At 71.4% G+C, this 17,047-nt stretch carries 16 protein-coding genes; 10 read left to right on the top strand and 6 right to left on the bottom strand.

The genetic code is table 11. The features are described from left to right. Positions 1-60: 60 nt before the first annotated feature. Together BM013_RS13900 and BM013_RS13895 are read right to left on the bottom strand one after the other, a co-directional pair. On the bottom strand, positions 61-1,443 hold the full coding sequence (locus BM013_RS13900) for a FecR family protein (RefSeq protein WP_093127941.1): 1,383 nt from the start codon (positions 1,441-1,443) through the stop codon (positions 61-63). Beyond that, positions 1,443-2,201 (bottom strand): response regulator transcription factor, encoded by a 759-nt coding sequence (locus BM013_RS13895; protein ID WP_093127939.1) that lies wholly within the window; start codon positions 2,199-2,201, stop codon positions 1,443-1,445. The genes BM013_RS13900 and BM013_RS13895 overlap by 1 nt, the downstream gene beginning before the upstream one ends. A 274-nt stretch (positions 2,202-2,475) precedes the next feature. Here BM013_RS13895 and BM013_RS13890 point away from each other — a divergent pair, with 274 nt between their 5' ends. From BM013_RS13890 to BM013_RS13880, 3 genes are all read left to right on the top strand, one after another. After that, on the top strand, positions 2,476-5,505 hold the full coding sequence (locus BM013_RS13890; RefSeq protein WP_093127936.1) for an ESPR-type extended signal peptide-containing protein: 3,030 nt from the start codon (positions 2,476-2,478) through the stop codon (positions 5,503-5,505). 65 nt (positions 5,506-5,570) lie between these two features. Then, positions 5,571-6,512: an OmpA family protein gene (locus BM013_RS13885; protein ID WP_256221492.1), complete on the top strand. Its 942-nt coding sequence runs from the start codon at positions 5,571-5,573 to the stop codon at positions 6,510-6,512. 5 nt (positions 6,513-6,517) lie between these two features. After that, positions 6,518-6,982, top strand: coding sequence for a hypothetical protein (locus tag BM013_RS13880; RefSeq protein WP_093127934.1), 465 nt, complete (start codon positions 6,518-6,520; stop codon positions 6,980-6,982). A gap of 22 nt (positions 6,983-7,004) precedes the next feature. Here the strand turns inward: BM013_RS13880 and BM013_RS13875 are convergent, their stop codons facing one another. The 3 genes from BM013_RS13875 to lplT form a co-directional block, all read right to left on the bottom strand. After that, positions 7,005-7,496, bottom strand: a complete 492-nt coding sequence (locus BM013_RS13875) for a glutathione peroxidase (protein ID WP_093127932.1) — start codon at positions 7,494-7,496, stop codon at positions 7,005-7,007. Positions 7,497-7,505: 9 nt separating this feature from the next. After that, positions 7,506-8,405, bottom strand: coding sequence for a DMT family transporter (locus BM013_RS13870; protein WP_093127929.1), 900 nt, complete (start codon positions 8,403-8,405; stop codon positions 7,506-7,508). Between the two features lie 72 nt (positions 8,406-8,477). Next, on the bottom strand, positions 8,478-9,782 hold the full coding sequence (lplT, locus tag BM013_RS13865; protein WP_093127927.1) for a lysophospholipid transporter LplT: 1,305 nt from the start codon (positions 9,780-9,782) through the stop codon (positions 8,478-8,480). A gap of 179 nt (positions 9,783-9,961) precedes the next feature. Between lplT and alr the strand changes: the two genes are divergently transcribed. Genes alr through BM013_RS13850 form a run of 3 tightly spaced genes read left to right on the top strand, consistent with a single transcriptional unit; the run spans position 9,962 to position 12,507 of the window. Continuing rightward, on the top strand, positions 9,962-11,062 hold the full coding sequence (gene alr / locus BM013_RS13860; RefSeq protein ID WP_093128125.1) for an alanine racemase: 1,101 nt from the start codon (positions 9,962-9,964) through the stop codon (positions 11,060-11,062). 28 nt (positions 11,063-11,090) lie between these two features. Continuing rightward, complete coding sequence (locus BM013_RS13855) at positions 11,091-11,873, top strand: hypothetical protein (RefSeq protein WP_093127925.1); 783 nt, start codon at positions 11,091-11,093, stop codon at positions 11,871-11,873. Between the two features lie 16 nt (positions 11,874-11,889). Then, positions 11,890-12,507 carry a hypothetical protein gene (locus BM013_RS13850; RefSeq protein ID WP_093127922.1) on the top strand — a complete coding sequence of 206 codons (618 nt, stop codon included), beginning with the start codon at positions 11,890-11,892 and terminating at the stop codon, positions 12,505-12,507. Between the two features lie 6 nt (positions 12,508-12,513). Here the strand turns inward: BM013_RS13850 and BM013_RS13845 are convergent, their stop codons facing one another. Then, entirely contained in the window at positions 12,514-13,431 is a 918-nt protein-coding gene (locus tag BM013_RS13845) for a LysR family transcriptional regulator (protein ID WP_093127920.1), read from the bottom strand. 104 nt (positions 13,432-13,535) lie between these two features. Between BM013_RS13845 and BM013_RS13840 the strand changes: the two genes are divergently transcribed. The 4 genes from BM013_RS13840 (at position 13,536) to BM013_RS13825 (ending at position 17,035) form a co-directional block, all read left to right on the top strand. Beyond that, the gene (locus BM013_RS13840; protein ID WP_093127917.1) at positions 13,536-14,495 is read left to right on the top strand and encodes a DMT family transporter; all 960 of its coding nucleotides are present in this window, start codon (positions 13,536-13,538) and stop codon (positions 14,493-14,495) included. Between the two features lie 9 nt (positions 14,496-14,504). Then, on the top strand, positions 14,505-15,644 hold the full coding sequence (locus tag BM013_RS13835) for a serine hydrolase domain-containing protein (protein ID WP_093127915.1): 1,140 nt from the start codon (positions 14,505-14,507) through the stop codon (positions 15,642-15,644). An 84-nt stretch (positions 15,645-15,728) separates the two neighbouring features. Beyond that, positions 15,729-16,532 carry a hypothetical protein gene (locus BM013_RS13830; RefSeq protein WP_256221491.1) on the top strand — a complete coding sequence of 268 codons (804 nt, stop codon included), beginning with the start codon at positions 15,729-15,731 and terminating at the stop codon, positions 16,530-16,532. 92 nt (positions 16,533-16,624) lie between these two features. Then, positions 16,625-17,035, top strand: a complete 411-nt coding sequence (locus BM013_RS13825; protein ID WP_093127912.1) for a hypothetical protein — start codon at positions 16,625-16,627, stop codon at positions 17,033-17,035. Positions 17,036-17,047 lie beyond the last annotated feature (12 nt).

Genomic DNA, 17,047 nt, shown 5'->3' with positions numbered 1-17,047 from the left:
CGTCGGAGGGGCTCGGCAGATCAGCGGATCGGCGGATGGGCGGACAGGCGGACAGGCGGATCAACGCGCCGGCAGGTCGAAGCTGCCGGTGAACGCGGCCGCGCTGCCGTCTTCGCGCACCCGCCAGTGGTAGCGCCCGCCCTGCACGAACGGTCCGACCGTCATGCCGGCGGCATGGACGGCGGGTGCGTCGACCAGCAGCAAGGCGAAGTCCGCGCTGCGCGAGAGTTCGAAGCTGTAGCGCCGGCCCGGCACGCCCGGCCAGCGGATCTCGACGCGGCCGTCGGGCATCGGCGTGGCCGTGCCCTCAACGGCAACGGCACCGGCACCGGCACCGGCCGCCGGCGATGCGGGCAGCGAGACGGCACTGTCGCCCGGCAGGCCTTCGAGCCCGCCGGCGTCGAAGGCCGTGACCCGCACCTGCACCGGGCCCGCGGCAACCGCCGGCGGCACGGTGAACGCCGGGCCGGGGCCGCGCTGTTCGTGCACCGGTTGCAGGAAGCCGGCGTCGCGCGCCAGCTGCAGCCGGTAGGTCTGCGCGCCGGCCACCGGCACGATGCGCAGCGTGCGGTCGCGCCGCGCGCCGGCCTCGGCGGCGGTCTGCGGGGCGAGCTGCGGTGCGGGCAGCAGCGCCTGCGCCTGGGCGCTGCCGTTGTCCGGCAGCACCGCGCCCTGGCCCGCGCGCAGCACCAGCTCGTGCTTCGCGGTGATGTCCTGGCTCACGACCACCTCGCCCTCGATCACCTCGCCCGTGATCTGCCCGCCTTCGTCGCGCACGCGGAAGTGGGTGCCGCGCACGCCCAGCCCCATCGACCGCGCGCGGATCTCGAACTGCTGGTCGGGCCGCTGCTTGCGTACCTGCGATTCGACGCGGCCTTCGATCAGCCGCAGCCGCACCGTGCGCGCGTCCACCGCCTGCACTTCGATCGTGCTGCGCGAGGGCAGCACGGTGCGGCTGCCGCCCGGCAGGCCGAGCGTGACGAAGGCGTCGCCGCCGGTGGCCAGCACGTCGCCCGCCTGCACCGCCATGCCGGGCGTGACCGGCTGCTCGGCGCCGCCGGGGCGGCGGCGCCAGGCCTGGCCTTCCACCGCCGCGATCACCGCCGTGCCGTCGGGCACCAGGCGGCCGTCGGCAAAGTAGAGCAGCCGGCCCGGCTGCAGCAGCCGCGGCTCGCCGACCTGGTTGCGCTGTTGCACCTCGGGCCAGCGCTGCGGCGACTGCAGGTACTGGCCGGAAATGCCCCAGAGCGTTTCGCCGGGCTGGACCACGTGCGGCGTGAGGTTGGTGGGGGGCGTGGCGATGGGGGCGGGTGCGGCCTGCTGCGCCAGCGTGGCGGATGCGGCGAACCAGGCGCCGGCCAGCAGCAGCCCGGCGCGCAGCACCAGGCCTGGTGAACTTGGTGAACCTGGTGAACCTGGTGAAAGGCGCGCGGCGGAGTCCATCAGGCGGTCACCTCTTGCGCTTGCGGTTGCAGCGCCTCCAGCCGGTAGCCGCGGCCGTACACCGTGCGCAGGCTCAGGCCCCGCTCGGCGTCCAGGCCCAGCTTGCTGCGCAGGCGATAGATGTGGCTGTCGAGCGTGCGCGACGGCAGCTCCTCGGTGCTGTAGCCGGCGCTTTCCAGCAGGTGGGCGCGCGAGACGATGCCGCCCAAGTGCTGGAACAGCGTCAGCGCGAGCTTGAATTCGCGGTCGCTCAGCGCGTGGCGCTGCGGCGGCGCACTTTCGCCGTGTTCGCCGTGCTCACCGTGCACCAGCACGCTGTGCGTGCGCCGCTCGAACTCCCAGCGGCCGAAGCGCTGCGCGTCGGCCTGCAGCAGCGGCGCGCGGCGCGCGAGCAGGCGCTGCACGCGCGCGCCCAGTTCCAGCGGGCGGAACGGCTTCACGATGTAGTCGTCGGCACCGAAGCCCAGTGCCTGCACCACGTCCTGCTCCGCCGTGCGCGAACTCAGCATCAGCGCGGGCACCCGGTCGGCCTGCCAGGTGCGCAGCCACTTCAGCAGCTGCACGCCTTCCAGCCCGGGCACGTTCCAGTCGAGCACCAGCAGGTCGAAGCTCTCGCGGCGCAGCACGTTCTGCAGCATCGCGCCGTCCGAGAAGGCGATGCAGGCCACCGTGGTGTCGCCGACCGTGAGCAGCTGTTCCAGGGTGCGCACGAGGTGCGACAGCTGGCCGGGGTCGTCTTCGAGGATGGCGATGCGCATGCGTGCGTTCGTTGGCGGCGGGAGTCCAACGAATCTAAGCGCCAGCGCTTGGGGCGGCGTTCACGGTTGCTGACGTTGTAGTAAAGAAATTCACAAATAGACGGAAAAGGTTTCCTGAAACCTGACCAAACCTCGCAGCCGCCCCTCGCGCCGGGGACCCCCTCGACATCATCCGCCGCCTGTGCAGAGCCACAGCCGTGCGGAAACCGCCCCCGCCCGGCCCAAGAAAAGATGGTTCACGGGCGGTTGTGGTTCGAAGCCGAGGGATTGCCGAATGAACGAGACGTATCGCTCCGTATGGAGCGAGCAGGCGGGTACGTGGGTCGCCGTTTCCGAGGTTGCGGGGAGCCGCGGCAAGGGGGCCCGCGGGGTGCGCGCGCTGGTGGGGATGGGGGTTGGGGCGCTGCTGATCGCCGCGGGCGGCGCGCAGGCACAGGTCCAGATCAACGACGGCACCGGCGTGCCCGGCGCCAACCCGGCGCCGGGCGCGCTGGTGGACCTCAACAGCACGCAGCGCGGCCTGCTGATGCCGCGCGTGGCGCTGACCGACGCCGCCACCTGGACCCTGGCCGGCAACACGCCGGTCGAGGGCATGGTGGTATTCAACACGCTGGCTTCCAGCGGCGCGAACGGCCTGTCGGCGGGGCTCGTCACCTGGAAGGGCGGGCGCTGGGTGAGCGTGGACGACACGCCGTACTTCCACGTCAACAGCACCGCCGTGGGCAACTCCACGCAGGCCAACTCGGGCGCCACGGGCGCCAACGCCATGGCCGTCGGCCCGGGCGCCAACGCCTCCGGGGTCAGCGCGGTGGCGCTGGGCGACACGGCCAATGCCACCGCGGTGTTCGCCACCGCCGTCGGCGCCGTCGCCACCGCGGGCGGTGTCAGCAGCACGGCCATCGGCAACGTGGCGCAGGCCTTCGGCACCAACGCCACCGCCATCGGCGCCAACACCACCGCGGTGGCCACCAGCACGCTGGCCGCCGGCGACCGCGCGAGCGCCAGCGACATCAACGCCACGGCGCTCGGCGCGAACACGCAGGCGCTGAAGAAGAGCAGCCTGGCGGCGGGCGACAGCGCGAACGCGAACGGCATCAACGCCACGGCGCTGGGGGCCAACGCGCAGGCGCAGGCCGACAGCGCACTGGCGGTCGGCGACGGCGCCAAGGCCACGGGCGCCTCGGCGCTGGGCATCGGCACCGGCGCGGTCGCCAGCGGCGCGCAGTCGGTCAGCGTGGGCTCCGGTGCGAGCGCATCGGCCGGCAACAGCATCGCCATCGGCCTGCGCGCGCAGGTGCCGGCCATCGAGTCGATCGCGATCGGGCGCGACGCGCAGACCTACGGGCAGGGCAGCGTGTCGGTGGGCACCGGCGCGGGGCAGGGCACGACGGGAAGCGGCGGCAACTTCGCGAACGTCTACATCGGCTACATCGCCGGTGCCAACAGCGGCACCAACAGCGCCGCGGGGATCGTCGCCATCGGCTACGCGGCGGGCAACAACGTGGCGGGCCGCGACAGCGCCTTCATCGGCAGCAACGCGGGCAACGACTCCAGCGGCGACAGCAACTACGCCTTCGGCAGCAACGCGGGCCAGGGCGCCAGCGGCAACGGCAACCTGGCGCTCGGCACCAATGCCGGCCCGGGCGGCGGCGCGACCACCAACGACAGCATCAGCATCGGCACCTTCTCCACGCCCTATGCGGGCACCGACCGGGCGGTGGCCATCGGCTACGGCGCAGGCGCGCAGGCCACCGATTCGGTGGCGCTCGGCTCGCGCACGGTGGCCAGCAGCGTGGGCAGCGTGGCGCTGGGCCTGGGCTCGGTGGCGTCCACCGACGCGGGCGTGGCGGGCTTCGTGCCGCTGGGCGCGTCGGCGGCGCAGCAGGCGTCCATCCTGGCCACCATGGCCCTGACGCTCGGCGCGGTCTCGGTCGGCGACGTGGCCAACGGCCAGTACCGGCAGATCACCGGCGTGGCGGCGGGCACGGCGCCCACCGACGCGGTGAACGTCGCGCAGCTGCAGGCCGTGTCGAGCCAGGTCGTGATCGCCGGCAGCAAGTGGGTCACGGGCTCGCAGACCACCACCTACCTGGCACCGGTCGCCACCGGCACCGAGAGCACCGCGGTCGGTTCCGGCGCGGTGGTCAACGCCAACAACAGCGTGGCCGTGGGCACCGGCGCCACCGCCACCACCGGCAACAGCGTGGCGCTGGGCAACGGCGCAACCACCGCCGCCGCCACGCCGACGGCCGGAACCACCATCCAGGGCCAGGCCTACAGTTTCGCGGGCGCCAACCCCGTGGGCGTGGTGAGCGTGGGCAGCGCGGGTGCCGAGCGACAGGTCACCAACGTGGCGGCCGGCCAGCTCGGCGCCAACAGCACCGACGCGGTGAACGGCAGCCAGCTGTACGCGACCAACCAGGCCATCAACAACATCCAGACGGGCGGCGGCGGCATCAAGTACTTCCACGCCAATTCGCAGGCGGCCGACTCGCAGGCCGCCGGCGCGGAAAGCGTGGCCATCGGGCCGCAGGCCATCGCGCTGGGCGCGAGCGCCATTGCCACGGGCAGCGCCGCGCAGGCCGTCGGCGCGGGCAGCATCGCGCTGGGCGCCAACGCGGTCGCCACCGCCGCGGCAGGCAACGCCGTGGCGCTGGGCAACGGCGCCGTGGCCGACCGCGCGGGCATGAACGGGCAGAAGGAGCTGTTCTCCAGCGTCTCGGTGCTGTCCACGCAGGGCGGCGTGTCGGTGGGCTCCGCGGGCAACGAGCGGCAGATCACCCACGTGGCCGGCGGCACGCAGGCCACCGACGCGGTGAACGTGCGCCAGCTGCAGGCCGTGCAGCAAGGCGCGGTGCGCTACGACACCCACGTGGACGGCACGGTCGACTACACCAGCGTGACCATGGGCAACGGCGGCGCCAGCGGGCCGGTCGCGGTGCACAACGTGGCGAACGGCGTGGCGCCCACCGACGCCGTCAACGTGCAGCAGCTCAACCAGAGCAGCGCCGCCGGCACGGCCTACACCGACGCGCGCGTCAACGCGCTCGGCAGCGACCTGCGCACCGTGGCGCGCAACGCCTACGCCGGCGTGGCCGCCGCCATGGCGGTGCAGATGCCCGGCACCTACGTGCCCGGCAAGACGGTGATGCGCATCGGCTACGGCACCTTCAAGGGCGAAAGCGCGGTGGGCGTGAGCTTTCGCCGCACCTCCGAGAACAACGCATGGAGCCTCACCGGCGGCGTGGGCGTGAGCCGCGCGGGCGCGGCCGCCACGGTCGGCGCCGAGTGGGTCTTCAATTGAACAGGGCAGCGATGCGCAAGCAGATGACGAACGCGACGACGAGGCGGGCCGCAGCCATGGTGGCCATGGCTGCCTTCGTGGCGGCGATGCAGGGTTGCGCCACGCCCGGCGCGGCCATCGACCAGGGCGCCCAGGCGCGCGCCGTGGCGGCGCAGCCGGCGGCGCCCAAGCCCGCGGACTTTCCCGCGGCCGACAGTGCCCGGTGGAAGCAGGGCGCCTTTCCCGGCGCCGGCGTGTTCGACCGCATCCGCCCCGGCATGGGCAAGGACCAGATGCGCGGTCTGCTGGGCTGGCCGCATTTCAGCGAAAGCCTGTGGGGCGTGCGCGAGTGGAACTACCTCTTCCACTTCCGCACGGGGAACGGCATGGGCAGAGGCCCGGGCATGGGCAGAGGCCCGGGCATGGGCACAAGCAACAGCCCGGCGTACGTGACCTGCCAGTACATGGTGCGCTTCGACAGCGAAGGCCTGTCCACCGGCGGATGGTGGAAGGACCCCGATTGCGCGCTGCTGGCGCAACCGCCGGCCGCGGTGCCGATTCCCACTGCCGCTGCTGCCGTTGCGCCCGTGCCCACCGTGGCCGCCACAACGGATGGCACCCCGCGCAAGCGCACCCTCGCGACCGACGGCCTGTTCCGCTTCGACGGCGCATCGCTCACCGACCTGCTGCCCGCGGGCCGCGCGCGCCTCGAGCGGCTGGCCGACGAGTTGCGCCGCGACGCCGGCGCGCAGGATGCCATCGTCGTGACAGGCCACACCGACCGGCTCGGCAGCGATGCCTATGACGACGCGCTCTCGCTGGAGCGCGCCAACACCGTGCGCGACCTGCTGGTGCAGCAAGGCATCGAGCGCAAGCGGGTGCGCACGGTCGGCATGGGCAAGCGCGAGCCGCTGGTGGTCGACTGCCGCGGCACCCGCAGCACGCTCGCATCGCCCGCCCTGCTGCGCTGCCTGCAGCCCAACCGGCGCGTGGAGATCGCCGTCGCCGCGGGGGCGCGAGCGCAATGAATGCCATGAACGCAACGAACGCCATGAACGCGATGAACGGCTGGACTCAGTTGGTCTGCCGCGTCGCCCTGGTCGACTCGGACGCGCTGCAGCGCCTGTGCACCGGCAACTCGCTGTCGAACGTCGGCGCGGACCACGTCGCGTTCGAGGAAATGCGCGACGTGATCGAGGCGATCCAGGCGGGCCACCAGTTCGACGCCGTGGTGCTGGGGCTGCACGCCGGCGCGCTGAAGACGGTGTCGTCGCTGTTCGACGTGAACGACGCGGCCGGCCGGCGGCTGCCGGTGCTGTACGTGGTGCATCCGTCGGAAATGGAATGCCTGCACCGCCTGCCGGCGGCGATGCGCGCGCCGCCGGTGTACCAGCTGCTGACCTCGCCGGTGGAAGACCCGGCGCTGCTGTGGTGGCTGAACGACCTCGACCTGTGGGAGCGCCGCGTGACGGGCACCGGGCCGGCGAACCGGCGCTGAGGTCGCCGAGGTCGCCGAGGTGTCAGCCGGCGGCGGCCAGCGCGGCTTCCACGTCGCGCGTGAGCGAGGCGGGCGTGTCCAGCGGCGCGTAGCGCTTGAGCACCGTGCCGTCACGCCCGACCAGGAACTTGGTGAAGTTCCACTTGATGGCCGTGCTGCCCAGCAGGCCCGGCTTTTCCTTGGTGAGCCACTGGTACAGCGGCGCGGCGTTGCCGCCGTTGACGTCGATCTTCTCCATCATCGGAAAGCTCACGCCGTAGTTCTTGGTGCAGAAGGCGCCGATTTCCTCGTTGCTGCCCGGGTCCTGCGAGCCGAACTGGTTCGACGGAAAGCCCAGCACCGTGAGGCCCTGGCCGGCGTACTTCTCGTGCAGCGCCTCCAGCCCGGCGAACTGCGGCGTGAAGCCGCACTTGCTGGCCGTGTTCACGATCAGCAGCACCTGGCCCTTGAAGGCCGAGAGCTTCACCGGCTTGCCGTCGATCTGGTTGGCTTCGAAGTCGTAGACGGTGGTCATGGGGTGTCCTCAGTGAGCGGAAGTGGCGCTGGAGGCGCGATCATCGCCGCGCACGGTCGTTCGCGCAAACGCCGACCACACCGCGCCCAGCACGATCAGCGCGCCGCCCACGAGGATGCGCGGGTCCATGGTGGCCGCGCCCAGCGCCACCGACGAGATGCTGGCGAACAGCACCTCCGACAGCATGATCACCGAGGTGGCGGCGGCCGCCAGCCGCGCCGCGCCGTACTGCAGGCACACGTTGGCGATCACGAAGCCGGTGCCCAGCAGCGCGGCCCAGCCGAGCCAGCCCGGCGACGCGAGCATCGGTGAATCGATCGCGCCGATCGCGGTGCCGGTAAGCGCCGCGGTGCCCGCCAGGAAGGTGCAGCCGCAGAACATGGCCAGCGCGCGCGACTCGCCCGGCGCATGCCGCAGGTGGCGCAGCGCGATGTTGGTCACCGCGAAGCCGAAGCCCGCCGCCACGCCCAGCCAGTCGGGCAGGCTCGAGGGCACGGGCCAGTCGGTGCCCGGCGCCTTCAGCACCACCACCACGCCGGTGAGCGCCAGCGCCACGCGCGCCAGCGCGCCGCCCGACGGGCGCTCGCCCAGCAGCAGCCAGCCCAGCAGCACGCTCCACAGCGGCATCAGGTAGAACAGCAGCACCACGCGCACCACGTCGCCCTGCGTCACGGCCCAGTTGAAACCCACGTTGGTGAAGCCGGCCGCCAAGCCCAGCACCACCAGCATCGGGTACGCCGCGAAGCCCTTCCAGGCGTTGCGGCGCACCAGGCCCATCAGCACGGCAATGGCCAGGTAGATCAGGCAGGTGGTCCACAGCGGATGCAGGCCGTGGCTCGCGATCTGGCGGAACGGAAACCACGAGACGCCCCAGACGAAGGCGTTGAAGATCAGGGCGAGCGCGGGCATGGGGCGTTGGAAAAGGGTGGGGGCCGGACGCGTTGGAAGCGCCAGGCGTTTCACCAACGCGGGCGCGCGAGGTCAGTGATGCTTGTCGCTGCGGGCAATGGCCAGCAGGTGCTCGACCTCTTCAGGATACTTCTTCAGGTTGTTCTCGTGCCAGCGCTTGATGAGCCACATGCAGCCCGCCACCACCAGGCCGAAGGCGCTGATGGCACCGTAGGCCGACAGGCCCAGGCCGGTGCACACGCTGTAGAAGCCGCCCAGCAGGAGAATGCAGGCCTGCTCGTTGAAGTTCTGCACGGCGATGGAGCGGCCGGCGCCCATCAGGTTGTGGCCGCGGTGCTGCAGCAGCGCATTCATCGGCACCACCAGGAAGCCGCCCAGGCCGCCCAGGATGATCAGGAACGGCACCGCCAGCCAGACGTTGCCGATGAAGTTCATGCAGATCACCATCAGCCCCATCGCGATGCCCATGGGGATCACGCGGGTCGCCATGTCCAGGCGCATGCGCATCGACGCCACCACCGCGCCCACGGCCGTGCCGATGGTCACCACGCCGGTCAGCGCCGAGGCCTGGGTGGTGTTGTAGCCCAGCGCCAGCGAGGCCCAGGCCAGCACGATGTACTTGAGGTTGCCGCCCGCGCCCCAGAACAGCGTGGTGGTGGCCAGCGAGATCTGGCCGAGGCGGTCACGCCACAGGCGCGAGTTGCAGTGCCAGAAGTCGGGCAGCAGCGCGACCATGTTGCGCACCATGCCGTGCTCGGGGTTGGAGCGCAGCGGGCGCATTTCCACGCCGGTGTGCGGGATGCGGGTGTTGAACCAGGCCGCCAGCACGTAGACGAAGATCAGCACCGAGATCGCGGCTTCGGCCGGCGAGTCGATGCCCGTGTCGATGAACGGGAAGTCGAAGGCCAGCAGCTTGCTGGAAACGGCATGCCCCACCAGCGAGCCGCCGAGCACGATGCCCAGCAGGATCGAGGCGATGGTCAGCCCCTCGATCCAGCCGTTGGCCTTCACCAGCTGGGAAGCGGGGAGCAGTTCGGTCAGGATGCCGTACTTGGCCGGCGAGTACGCCGCGGCGCCCAGCCCCACGATGGAATAGGACAGCAGCGGGTGCGAGCCGAACAGCATCATCAGGCAGCCGACCACCTTGATGGCATTGCTGATGAACATCACCTTGCCTTTGGGCAAGGCGTCGGCGAAGGCGCCTACCAGCGGCGCCAGCACCACATAGAAGACCGCGAAGATCGGCACCAGTGCGGCGCGCTGCCATTCGGGCGCGCCGGAACTTCGCATGAGGTCGACGGCAACAACGAAAAGCGCTTGGTCGGCCAGTGACGAAAAGAACTGGGCCGACATGATCGTGTAGAAACCGCGCTTCATCGATGGGCTGGCTGGCCAGAGGGTCTGCTGGCGGTAGTGAAAAAGTGTCGCGTGGTGGGCGAATGGGCGGTTATAGCACGGGGGTGCGACGTCAAATTGGGCATCCCCACGGTGTTCGACCCCATTCCCGAAGATGCTAAAACGTGGTCTGCATTTTCCCCGAACCCTCGCTGAGCACCATGCCGCGCCCCATTCTCGCCACCGTCCACACCGACGCCCTCCGCCACAACCTCGACCGGGTGCGCCGCTCGGCCCTCGACGCCCGTGTCTGGGCGGTCGTGAAAGCCAATGCCTATGGCCATGGCATCGAGCGGGTCTATGAGGGCCTGCGCGGCGCCGACGGCTTCGCGCTGCTCGACCTGGCCGAGGCCGAGCGCGTGCGCGCCCTCGGCTGGCGCGGCCCGGTGCTGCTGCTGGAAGGCGTGTTCGATGCGCGCGACCTGGAGCTGTGCTCGCGGCTGGACCTGTGGCACACCGTGCACTGCGACGAGCAGATCGACATGCTCGCCGCCCACAAGACGCTCAAGCCGCAGCGCGTGTTCCTCAAGATGAACTCGGGCATGAACCGCCTGGGCTTCACGCCCGAGCGCTTCGGCTCCGCCTGGACCCGCCTGAACGCGCTGACGCAGGTCGACGAGATCTCGCTCATGACCCACTTCAGCGACGCCGACGGCACGCGCGGCATCGCCCACCAGGTCGAGGCCTTCGAGCGCGTCACGCGCGACCTGCCGGGCGAGCGCTCCATTGCCAACAGCGCCGCCACGCTGCGCCACGCCGACATCACGCGCGGCGACTGGGTGCGCCCCGGCATCGTGTTGTACGGCAGCGCGCCCGATTTCCCCGAGCACGACGCGGCGCACTGGCAGCTGCAGCCGACCCAGACACTCGCGACCCAGCTCATCTCGGTGCAGACGCTGAAGGCCGGCGACACCATCGGCTACGGCTCCAGCTTCACCGCCGACGGCCCGCTCACCATCGGCGTCGCCGCGGTCGGCTATGCCGACGGCTACCCGCGCCACTGCACCACCGGCACGCCGGTGCTGGTGAACGGCGCGCGCACCCGCATGGTCGGGCGCGTGAGCATGGACATGATCACCGTCGACCTCACCGGCGTGCCCGACGCGAAGTTCGGCAGCGAGGTCACGCTGTGGGGCAAGTCCGCGAAGACCGGCGCGGTGCTGCCCATCGACGAGGTGGCACGCGCGGCGGGCACCGTCGGCTACGAACTCATGTGCGCCGTGGCGCAGCGCGTGCCGTTCGCGCCTGCCGACGTTGAATGACGGTGAATGACGGGCGACTGACCGGCGAATGAAGGTCCTCTCCAACTGGCGCTCCGTGCGCCTTTGGGAAACGCAGGTCGAGCGCGACCTGCACCGCAACTACAGCCTGCGCACGCACGGCATCCTGATCGGCAGCTTCACGCTGCTGCTGATGTGGTGCGTGTCGGCGCTGCAGATGCACCTGCTGCACGTCGACTCGCTGGCGGTGCGCTACTTCCTCACGCTGGGCGTGGGCTACCTGGGCTACCTGCTGGTGCTGCGCTGGTGGGCCAAACGGCTGGTCGAGGGGCGCGAGCTGAACGCCGACCTCGACGCGCCCGACATGGACTTCGGCAGTGGGCGGAGCGGTGGCGGCTCGCACAGCCACGTGAACTCCGGTGAAAGCAGCGGCGGTGGTGGCAGTGGCGGCGGTGGTGGCGGGGAGGGCGGCAGCGGCCTGACCGACATCGCCAGCGGCGCGCTCGACGTGGCGGGCGCCGCCGACGAAGGCGCGGTCATCGTCGTGCCGGTGGTCGCCATCTTCCTGCTCTGCACGGCCGTGGTGCTGGGCGCGGGCTCGCTGGTGCTGCTGTACTTCAGTTGGGACGCGCTGCTGGCGGTGGCGATCGAGGTGGCGTTCTCGTACGTGTCGGCGCGCGCCGCGGTGCGCGTGGCGCGCGAAGGCTGGCTCATGGCGGCGGTGCGGCTCACCTGGAAGCCGCTGCTGGGCGCGGTGGTCTGCGCGGTGGCGCTGGGCGCGCTGCTCGACCACTTCATGCCGCAGGTCCACTCGCTGCCCGAGGCGGTGCGCGTGCTGCTGAAGACGCACTGAAGGGGCCACGCGCTGCATGTCGGGCGACGCGAAGAAATACCTGCAGGCGCTGGGCGCCGAACTCGCCGAGGCCCTCGGGCCCGGCTACCGCTTCTACAAGTCCGCGCTCGAACTGCGCGCGGCCACCGAAGCGGGCGAGAACCTCGTCACCCTGGGCGGCGCGATGCGCCACTCGCCCTTTGTCGACGTCGCCTTTCACTTCGGCTGCAGCTACGGCACCGCGAAGGCCGTGGCGAAGCAGCTCGGGCTGCAGGCCGGCCCGCACATCGTGCAGTACTCGCTGAACCGCGCGTCCATGAAGAACCTGCCGATGCCCGGGCCGGGCCGCGGCAACTGGAGCGTCCACATCGGCACGCCGCCCGACGCCACCCTGGTGTCCGAGATGGCCACCGCGGTCCGCGGCATGGCCGTGCCCTTCTTCGAGCGCTTCGCGGGCATGGCGGCCGCCAGGGACGCGGTGGCCGGCGACGACAGCTGGTGCCTGGGTGGCAAGATGCAGTGGCGCAACGTGCTGGCGCTCGACGCCGCACTGGGCGAGCTCGATCACTTCAGGGCGTGGGCCGCGCGGCTCGACAAGCGCAACGCGCAGGAAGCCAACGACCTGCTGCTGCGCGCCGAAGCCCTGCGCGGCTGAACGGCTTCAGCCGCCTGCCAGCGCCTCGCGCAGGTGGTCGACCAGTACCCGGCACTTGGGCGCGGTAAAGCGGTTCGGCGGGTACAGGATGTACGCATGCCCGTGGTAGTTGCCCTGGAACGCCCAGCCGGCCAGCACGCGCACCACCTCGCCCGCATCGAGCGCCTCGCGCGCCATGAACGCCGGCACGCAGGCCACGCCCAGGTCGGCCAGCGCGGCTTCGAGCCGCACCTCGCTGTGGTTGGAGATGTAGCGCCCGCGTACGATGACCTCGGCGTCCGGCTCCCCGTCCTTGCGAAACCGCCAGTGGTTGTCGCGCTCGTGCTCGCCGAGCGACAGGCAGCTGTGCGCCAGCAGGTCGTCCGGGTGCGCGATGGCCGCGTGCCGTGCCAGGTAGCGCGGCGTCGCGCACAGGATGTGTTCCACCGCCATCAGCGGGCGCGCCACCAGCCCTTCGGGCGGCTCGGTGGTCAGCCGCACCACCAGGTCGACGCCTTCGCGGATCGGGTCGACGTCGCGGTCGCTCACGATGAGCTGCACGTCCACCTCCGGGTAGCGCTGCAGGAACACCAAGATGTGCGGGTGCAGCACGCGCCGCGCGAAGGCTTTCGGCGCGCTGATGCGCACCAGCCCGCCGGGCCGGCTGGCGAACTGCGGGCCGACGTCCATCGCGCCCTGCGCCGCCAGCACCAGCTCGCGGCAGCGCGCAAAAGCCTCGGTGCCGGCCTCTGTCAGGCGCAGCTGGCGCGTGGTGCGCTGCAGCAGCTGCACGCCGATTTCCTTTTCGAGCCGCTTCACCTGCCGGCTCGCGGCCGACGGCGTCATGCCCAGCAGGTCGGCCGCGGCCGAGAAGCTGCCGAGTTCGGCGACCCGCACGAAGGTCACCATCTCCGGCAGCACTTTGAGAAATGAATTCGTTCCCACGGCGCAATAGTCCTGTTCCGGCCGACGGCTGTTCGGCCCGGGTGATGCCCCGAACAATCCGTCCTTCTTCATGGGTTCTTCGTTGTTGGGAAGCGGGCGACAGTATGGCGTCAAGAAAATGGGCCGGCATCGGCGGGGCCGAACTCATGCTGCTGCTGGTGGCGGCGGTGTGGGGCGGCAGCTATGCCGTGGCCAAGCAGGCGACGCAGCAGCTGCCGGTGCTGGAGTTCATCGCGCTGCGCTTCGGGCTGACCTTCGTGGTGCTGCTGCCGGCGCTCGGGCCGCTGTTCGGCGCGCGCAACGCCGGGCGGCGCCAGGGCCTGGCGGTGGGCGGCCTGCTGGGCGCCAACCTGCTGGCCATCTTCGTGTGCGAGACCTTCGGCGTGTCGCTCACCAGCGCCAGCAACGCCGCCTTCCTCATCAGCCTGTGCGTCGCGTTCACGCCCTTCGTCGAATGGTGGCTGCTGCGGCAGCGCCCGGCGCGGCGCATGTTCTGGGCGGCGGGCCTGTCGGCGCTGGGCGCGGCGATGCTTTCAGCCACCTCGCCAGCCGAGATGTCGGTGGGCTGGGGCGACGGGTTGATGGTGATCGCGGCGTTCCTGCGCGCCGTCATGGTCTGCCTCACGCGCCGGCTGGCCGGCCGGCACACGCTGCCGGCGCTGACGCTCACGGCCGTGCAGGCGGGCGTGATGGCGCTGGGCGCGGCGCTGGTCTCGCTGGTGGCTTCGCCCGCGCAGGGCGCATGGCACCTGCCGCCGGCCACCGCCTCGTTCTGGTGGGGCATGGCCTACCTGGTGCTGCTGTGCACCGTGTTCGCCTTCTTCGCGCAGAACCATGCCGCCTCGCGCACCAGCCCGAGCCGGGTGTCGCTGCTGATGGGCAGCGAGCCGGTGTTCGGTGCGCTGATCGCGGTGTACGGCTTCGGCGAGCGCGTCGGGCCGTGGGGCTGGGCGGGCGGCTTGCTGATCGTGGCGTCCGCGTGGTGGGTCACGCTGCCGACGCGCGAACGATCGACGAAGAATCCGGGCGCCCCGCGCATGGATCGCGAAGCCCGCGCTCCCTAGACTAGGGGCATGGACCAATCTACCGACGCAGAACTTCCCGCCGCCGCGAACCACGGCAACTGGCGCAGCCGGCCGCACAGCACCTGGGCCTTCCAGCATGTGCGCGAGATCGTGCCCGTGGCCGACATCGCCAACGACCCGGCCCGCGCCACGCCATTCCCCACCGAGCCCGCCGAACCCGCCGCGCTTGATCTGGCCGAGTTCCACCAGCTCACCCGCACCGACGGCTTCGTCGTCATGCACAAGGGCCGCGTCGTGCACGAGTTCTACGACAGCGGCATGACGGCGCACACGCCGCACATCCTCATGTCGGCGACCAAGTCCGTCGTGGGGCTGGTGGCCGGCACGCTGCACGGCGCGGGCCTGCTCGACGTGGCGGCGCCGGTGTCCGACATCGTGCCGGAGCTCGCGCGCACCGCCTTCGAAGGCGCCACCGTGCAGCAGCTGCTCGACATGCGCACCGGCGTGGTCATGGACGCGCAGGCGCTCGAGGCCTACCGCCTGTCCACCGGCTGGGACCCGGCGCCGCCCGGCGGCTCGCAGTCGGACCTGCGCACCTTCTTCGAGACCACCGCGGCCATGCACGCGCCGCACGGCGGGCCGTTCAAGTACACCTCGGCCAACACCGACCTGCTCGGCCTCGTCATGGAGCGCGCCGCGGGCCAGCCGTTCGCCACGCTGGCCAGCGAGCGCCTGTGGGTCCCGCTGGGCGCCGAAGACGCCGCCTGCATCACCGTCGACCCGAAGGGCGCCGCCCGCTGCACCGGCGGCCTGTGCGCCACGGTGCGCGACCTCGCGCGCGTGGGCTGGATGGTGGCGCAGGGCGGGCGCGGCGTCGACGGCCGCGCCGTGGTGCCCGCGGACTGGATCGACAACACGTGGCACGGCGGCGATGCCGAGGCCTGGCGCCAGGGCGAGTTCGCCGCCGGCTTCGCGGGCATGCGCATGCGCTACCGCAACGGCTGGTACGTGGTCGACGACGCGCCGGGCATGCTGTTCGCCATGGGCATCCACGGGCAGCACCTGTTCGTCGATCCGCGCAACGAACTGGTCATCGCCAAGCTGTCGTCGCAGAACCAGCCGATCGATGCGATCGCCACGGCACGCACGCTGCGGGCCGTGGCGGCGATCCGGCGCGCGCTGGCCTGACGCGCTTGCGGCGCGGGTGAGCAGGCGGCCCCGCCCGGTGCGGTGCGGTGCGGAGACAATCCGCGCCGGAGGAATTCCGTTCACATGATCTCGAAGAAAAAACAACGTGCCGCCATGCACGCCTGCGGCATCGCGCTGGCCGCGCTGAGCTTCGTGGCCCACGCCGAGCCGGATGCGGCGGCGCCGGCCACGCTCGCCACGGAGGCTCCCGCCGCGCAGGCGCCCGCCGAGCCCGTAGCTGCATCCGCACCCGCCTTGCCGCAGACCCGTGTGCTTTTCAAGCTCGGCGTCTACAAGCCGGGCATCGAGAAGCTTCGCGTGGTGCGCCGCGAGGACACCGTCGGCCACGCCGCGGGACAGGTTGCCTTGAACGTGGCGTTCGCCGTGCTGGCGGGTGGCATGGCCGCGCAGGGCTTCTCGAAGGACGACCTCGGCGGCACCACGCTCGCGGCGCTCGAGCAAGACCCGCTGGGCGTCAACCCGGCCATCAGCGACCTGACCGACGCGCTCGGCAAGGTCGCCACCGGCATCTACCGCAAGCGCGCCGAAGCCGCGCACGCCCTGGCTCTCACGGACGGCTCCACACCCGAGGAGATCGCGGAGGCGGCCAAGGTCCAGGCGCAGGCCGACACGCCGCTGCTGCCGGGGCCGTGGCACCTGGTCTACGAGAACCTGCTGGGGTCCGACGAGCTGTTCCGCCTGAAGTTCGGTGCCCAGCTCGGCCGCGCGGGCTTCATGCGCCCGCCGGCCGAATGCTTCTACCAGTCGGAGCCCGTCGCGTGGGCCCAGTGGCAGGCCGACAACTGGCAGCGCTTGCGCGAGGAGCGCGCCAAGGCCGTGGCCGCCTGCACCGCCGCGCTGGCCGCCACGCCTGAAAAGTTCTGGTGACTGCGCGCCGCCGCAGCCCTTTCAAGGGCTGCGGGCCTGTGCGAGCTGCCCCACGCCTGTCGAGCGCCAATCCGTCTGGAACTGCTTCAACCATGGACATCAGGGATCCCGCGAACCTGGCCCGCATCCTCGCGCGCCACGGCAGCGCCGCCGGCACGTCCCTCGACTGCTTCGGCACGCCCGAGGACCCGGAAGACTTCATGTACTTCACGGTGCTGGAGGACCGGCTGCACATCGACATCCAGCGCGTGCGGGTCGAGGTCGGCAGCTTCCACTTCCGCTTCACGCTGCAACGACAAAGTGCGCAGGTGGTGGTGACGCGCACGCCGAGCAACGTGGAAGGCACCCACAAGCGCATCCGCGCCGAACTCGGCGACGACCATGCGAAGGACCGCATCGGCGTGCCGTTCCATACCCTGTCGGACGACGAGGAGGAATGGGTGGCGACGGCGCTGCAGACCTTCGCGGCCGACTGGATGAGGCCTGCCGCACCCAGCGCCTGAGCGATCCGTCCG

The sequence above is a fragment of the Variovorax sp. OK605 genome, assembly GCF_900115445.1.
Taxonomy (GTDB): Bacteria; Pseudomonadota; Gammaproteobacteria; order Burkholderiales; family Burkholderiaceae_C; genus Variovorax.
The sequence above is the reverse complement of the archived record's forward strand: the minus strand, read 5'-3'. Positions and strand labels throughout refer to the sequence as shown.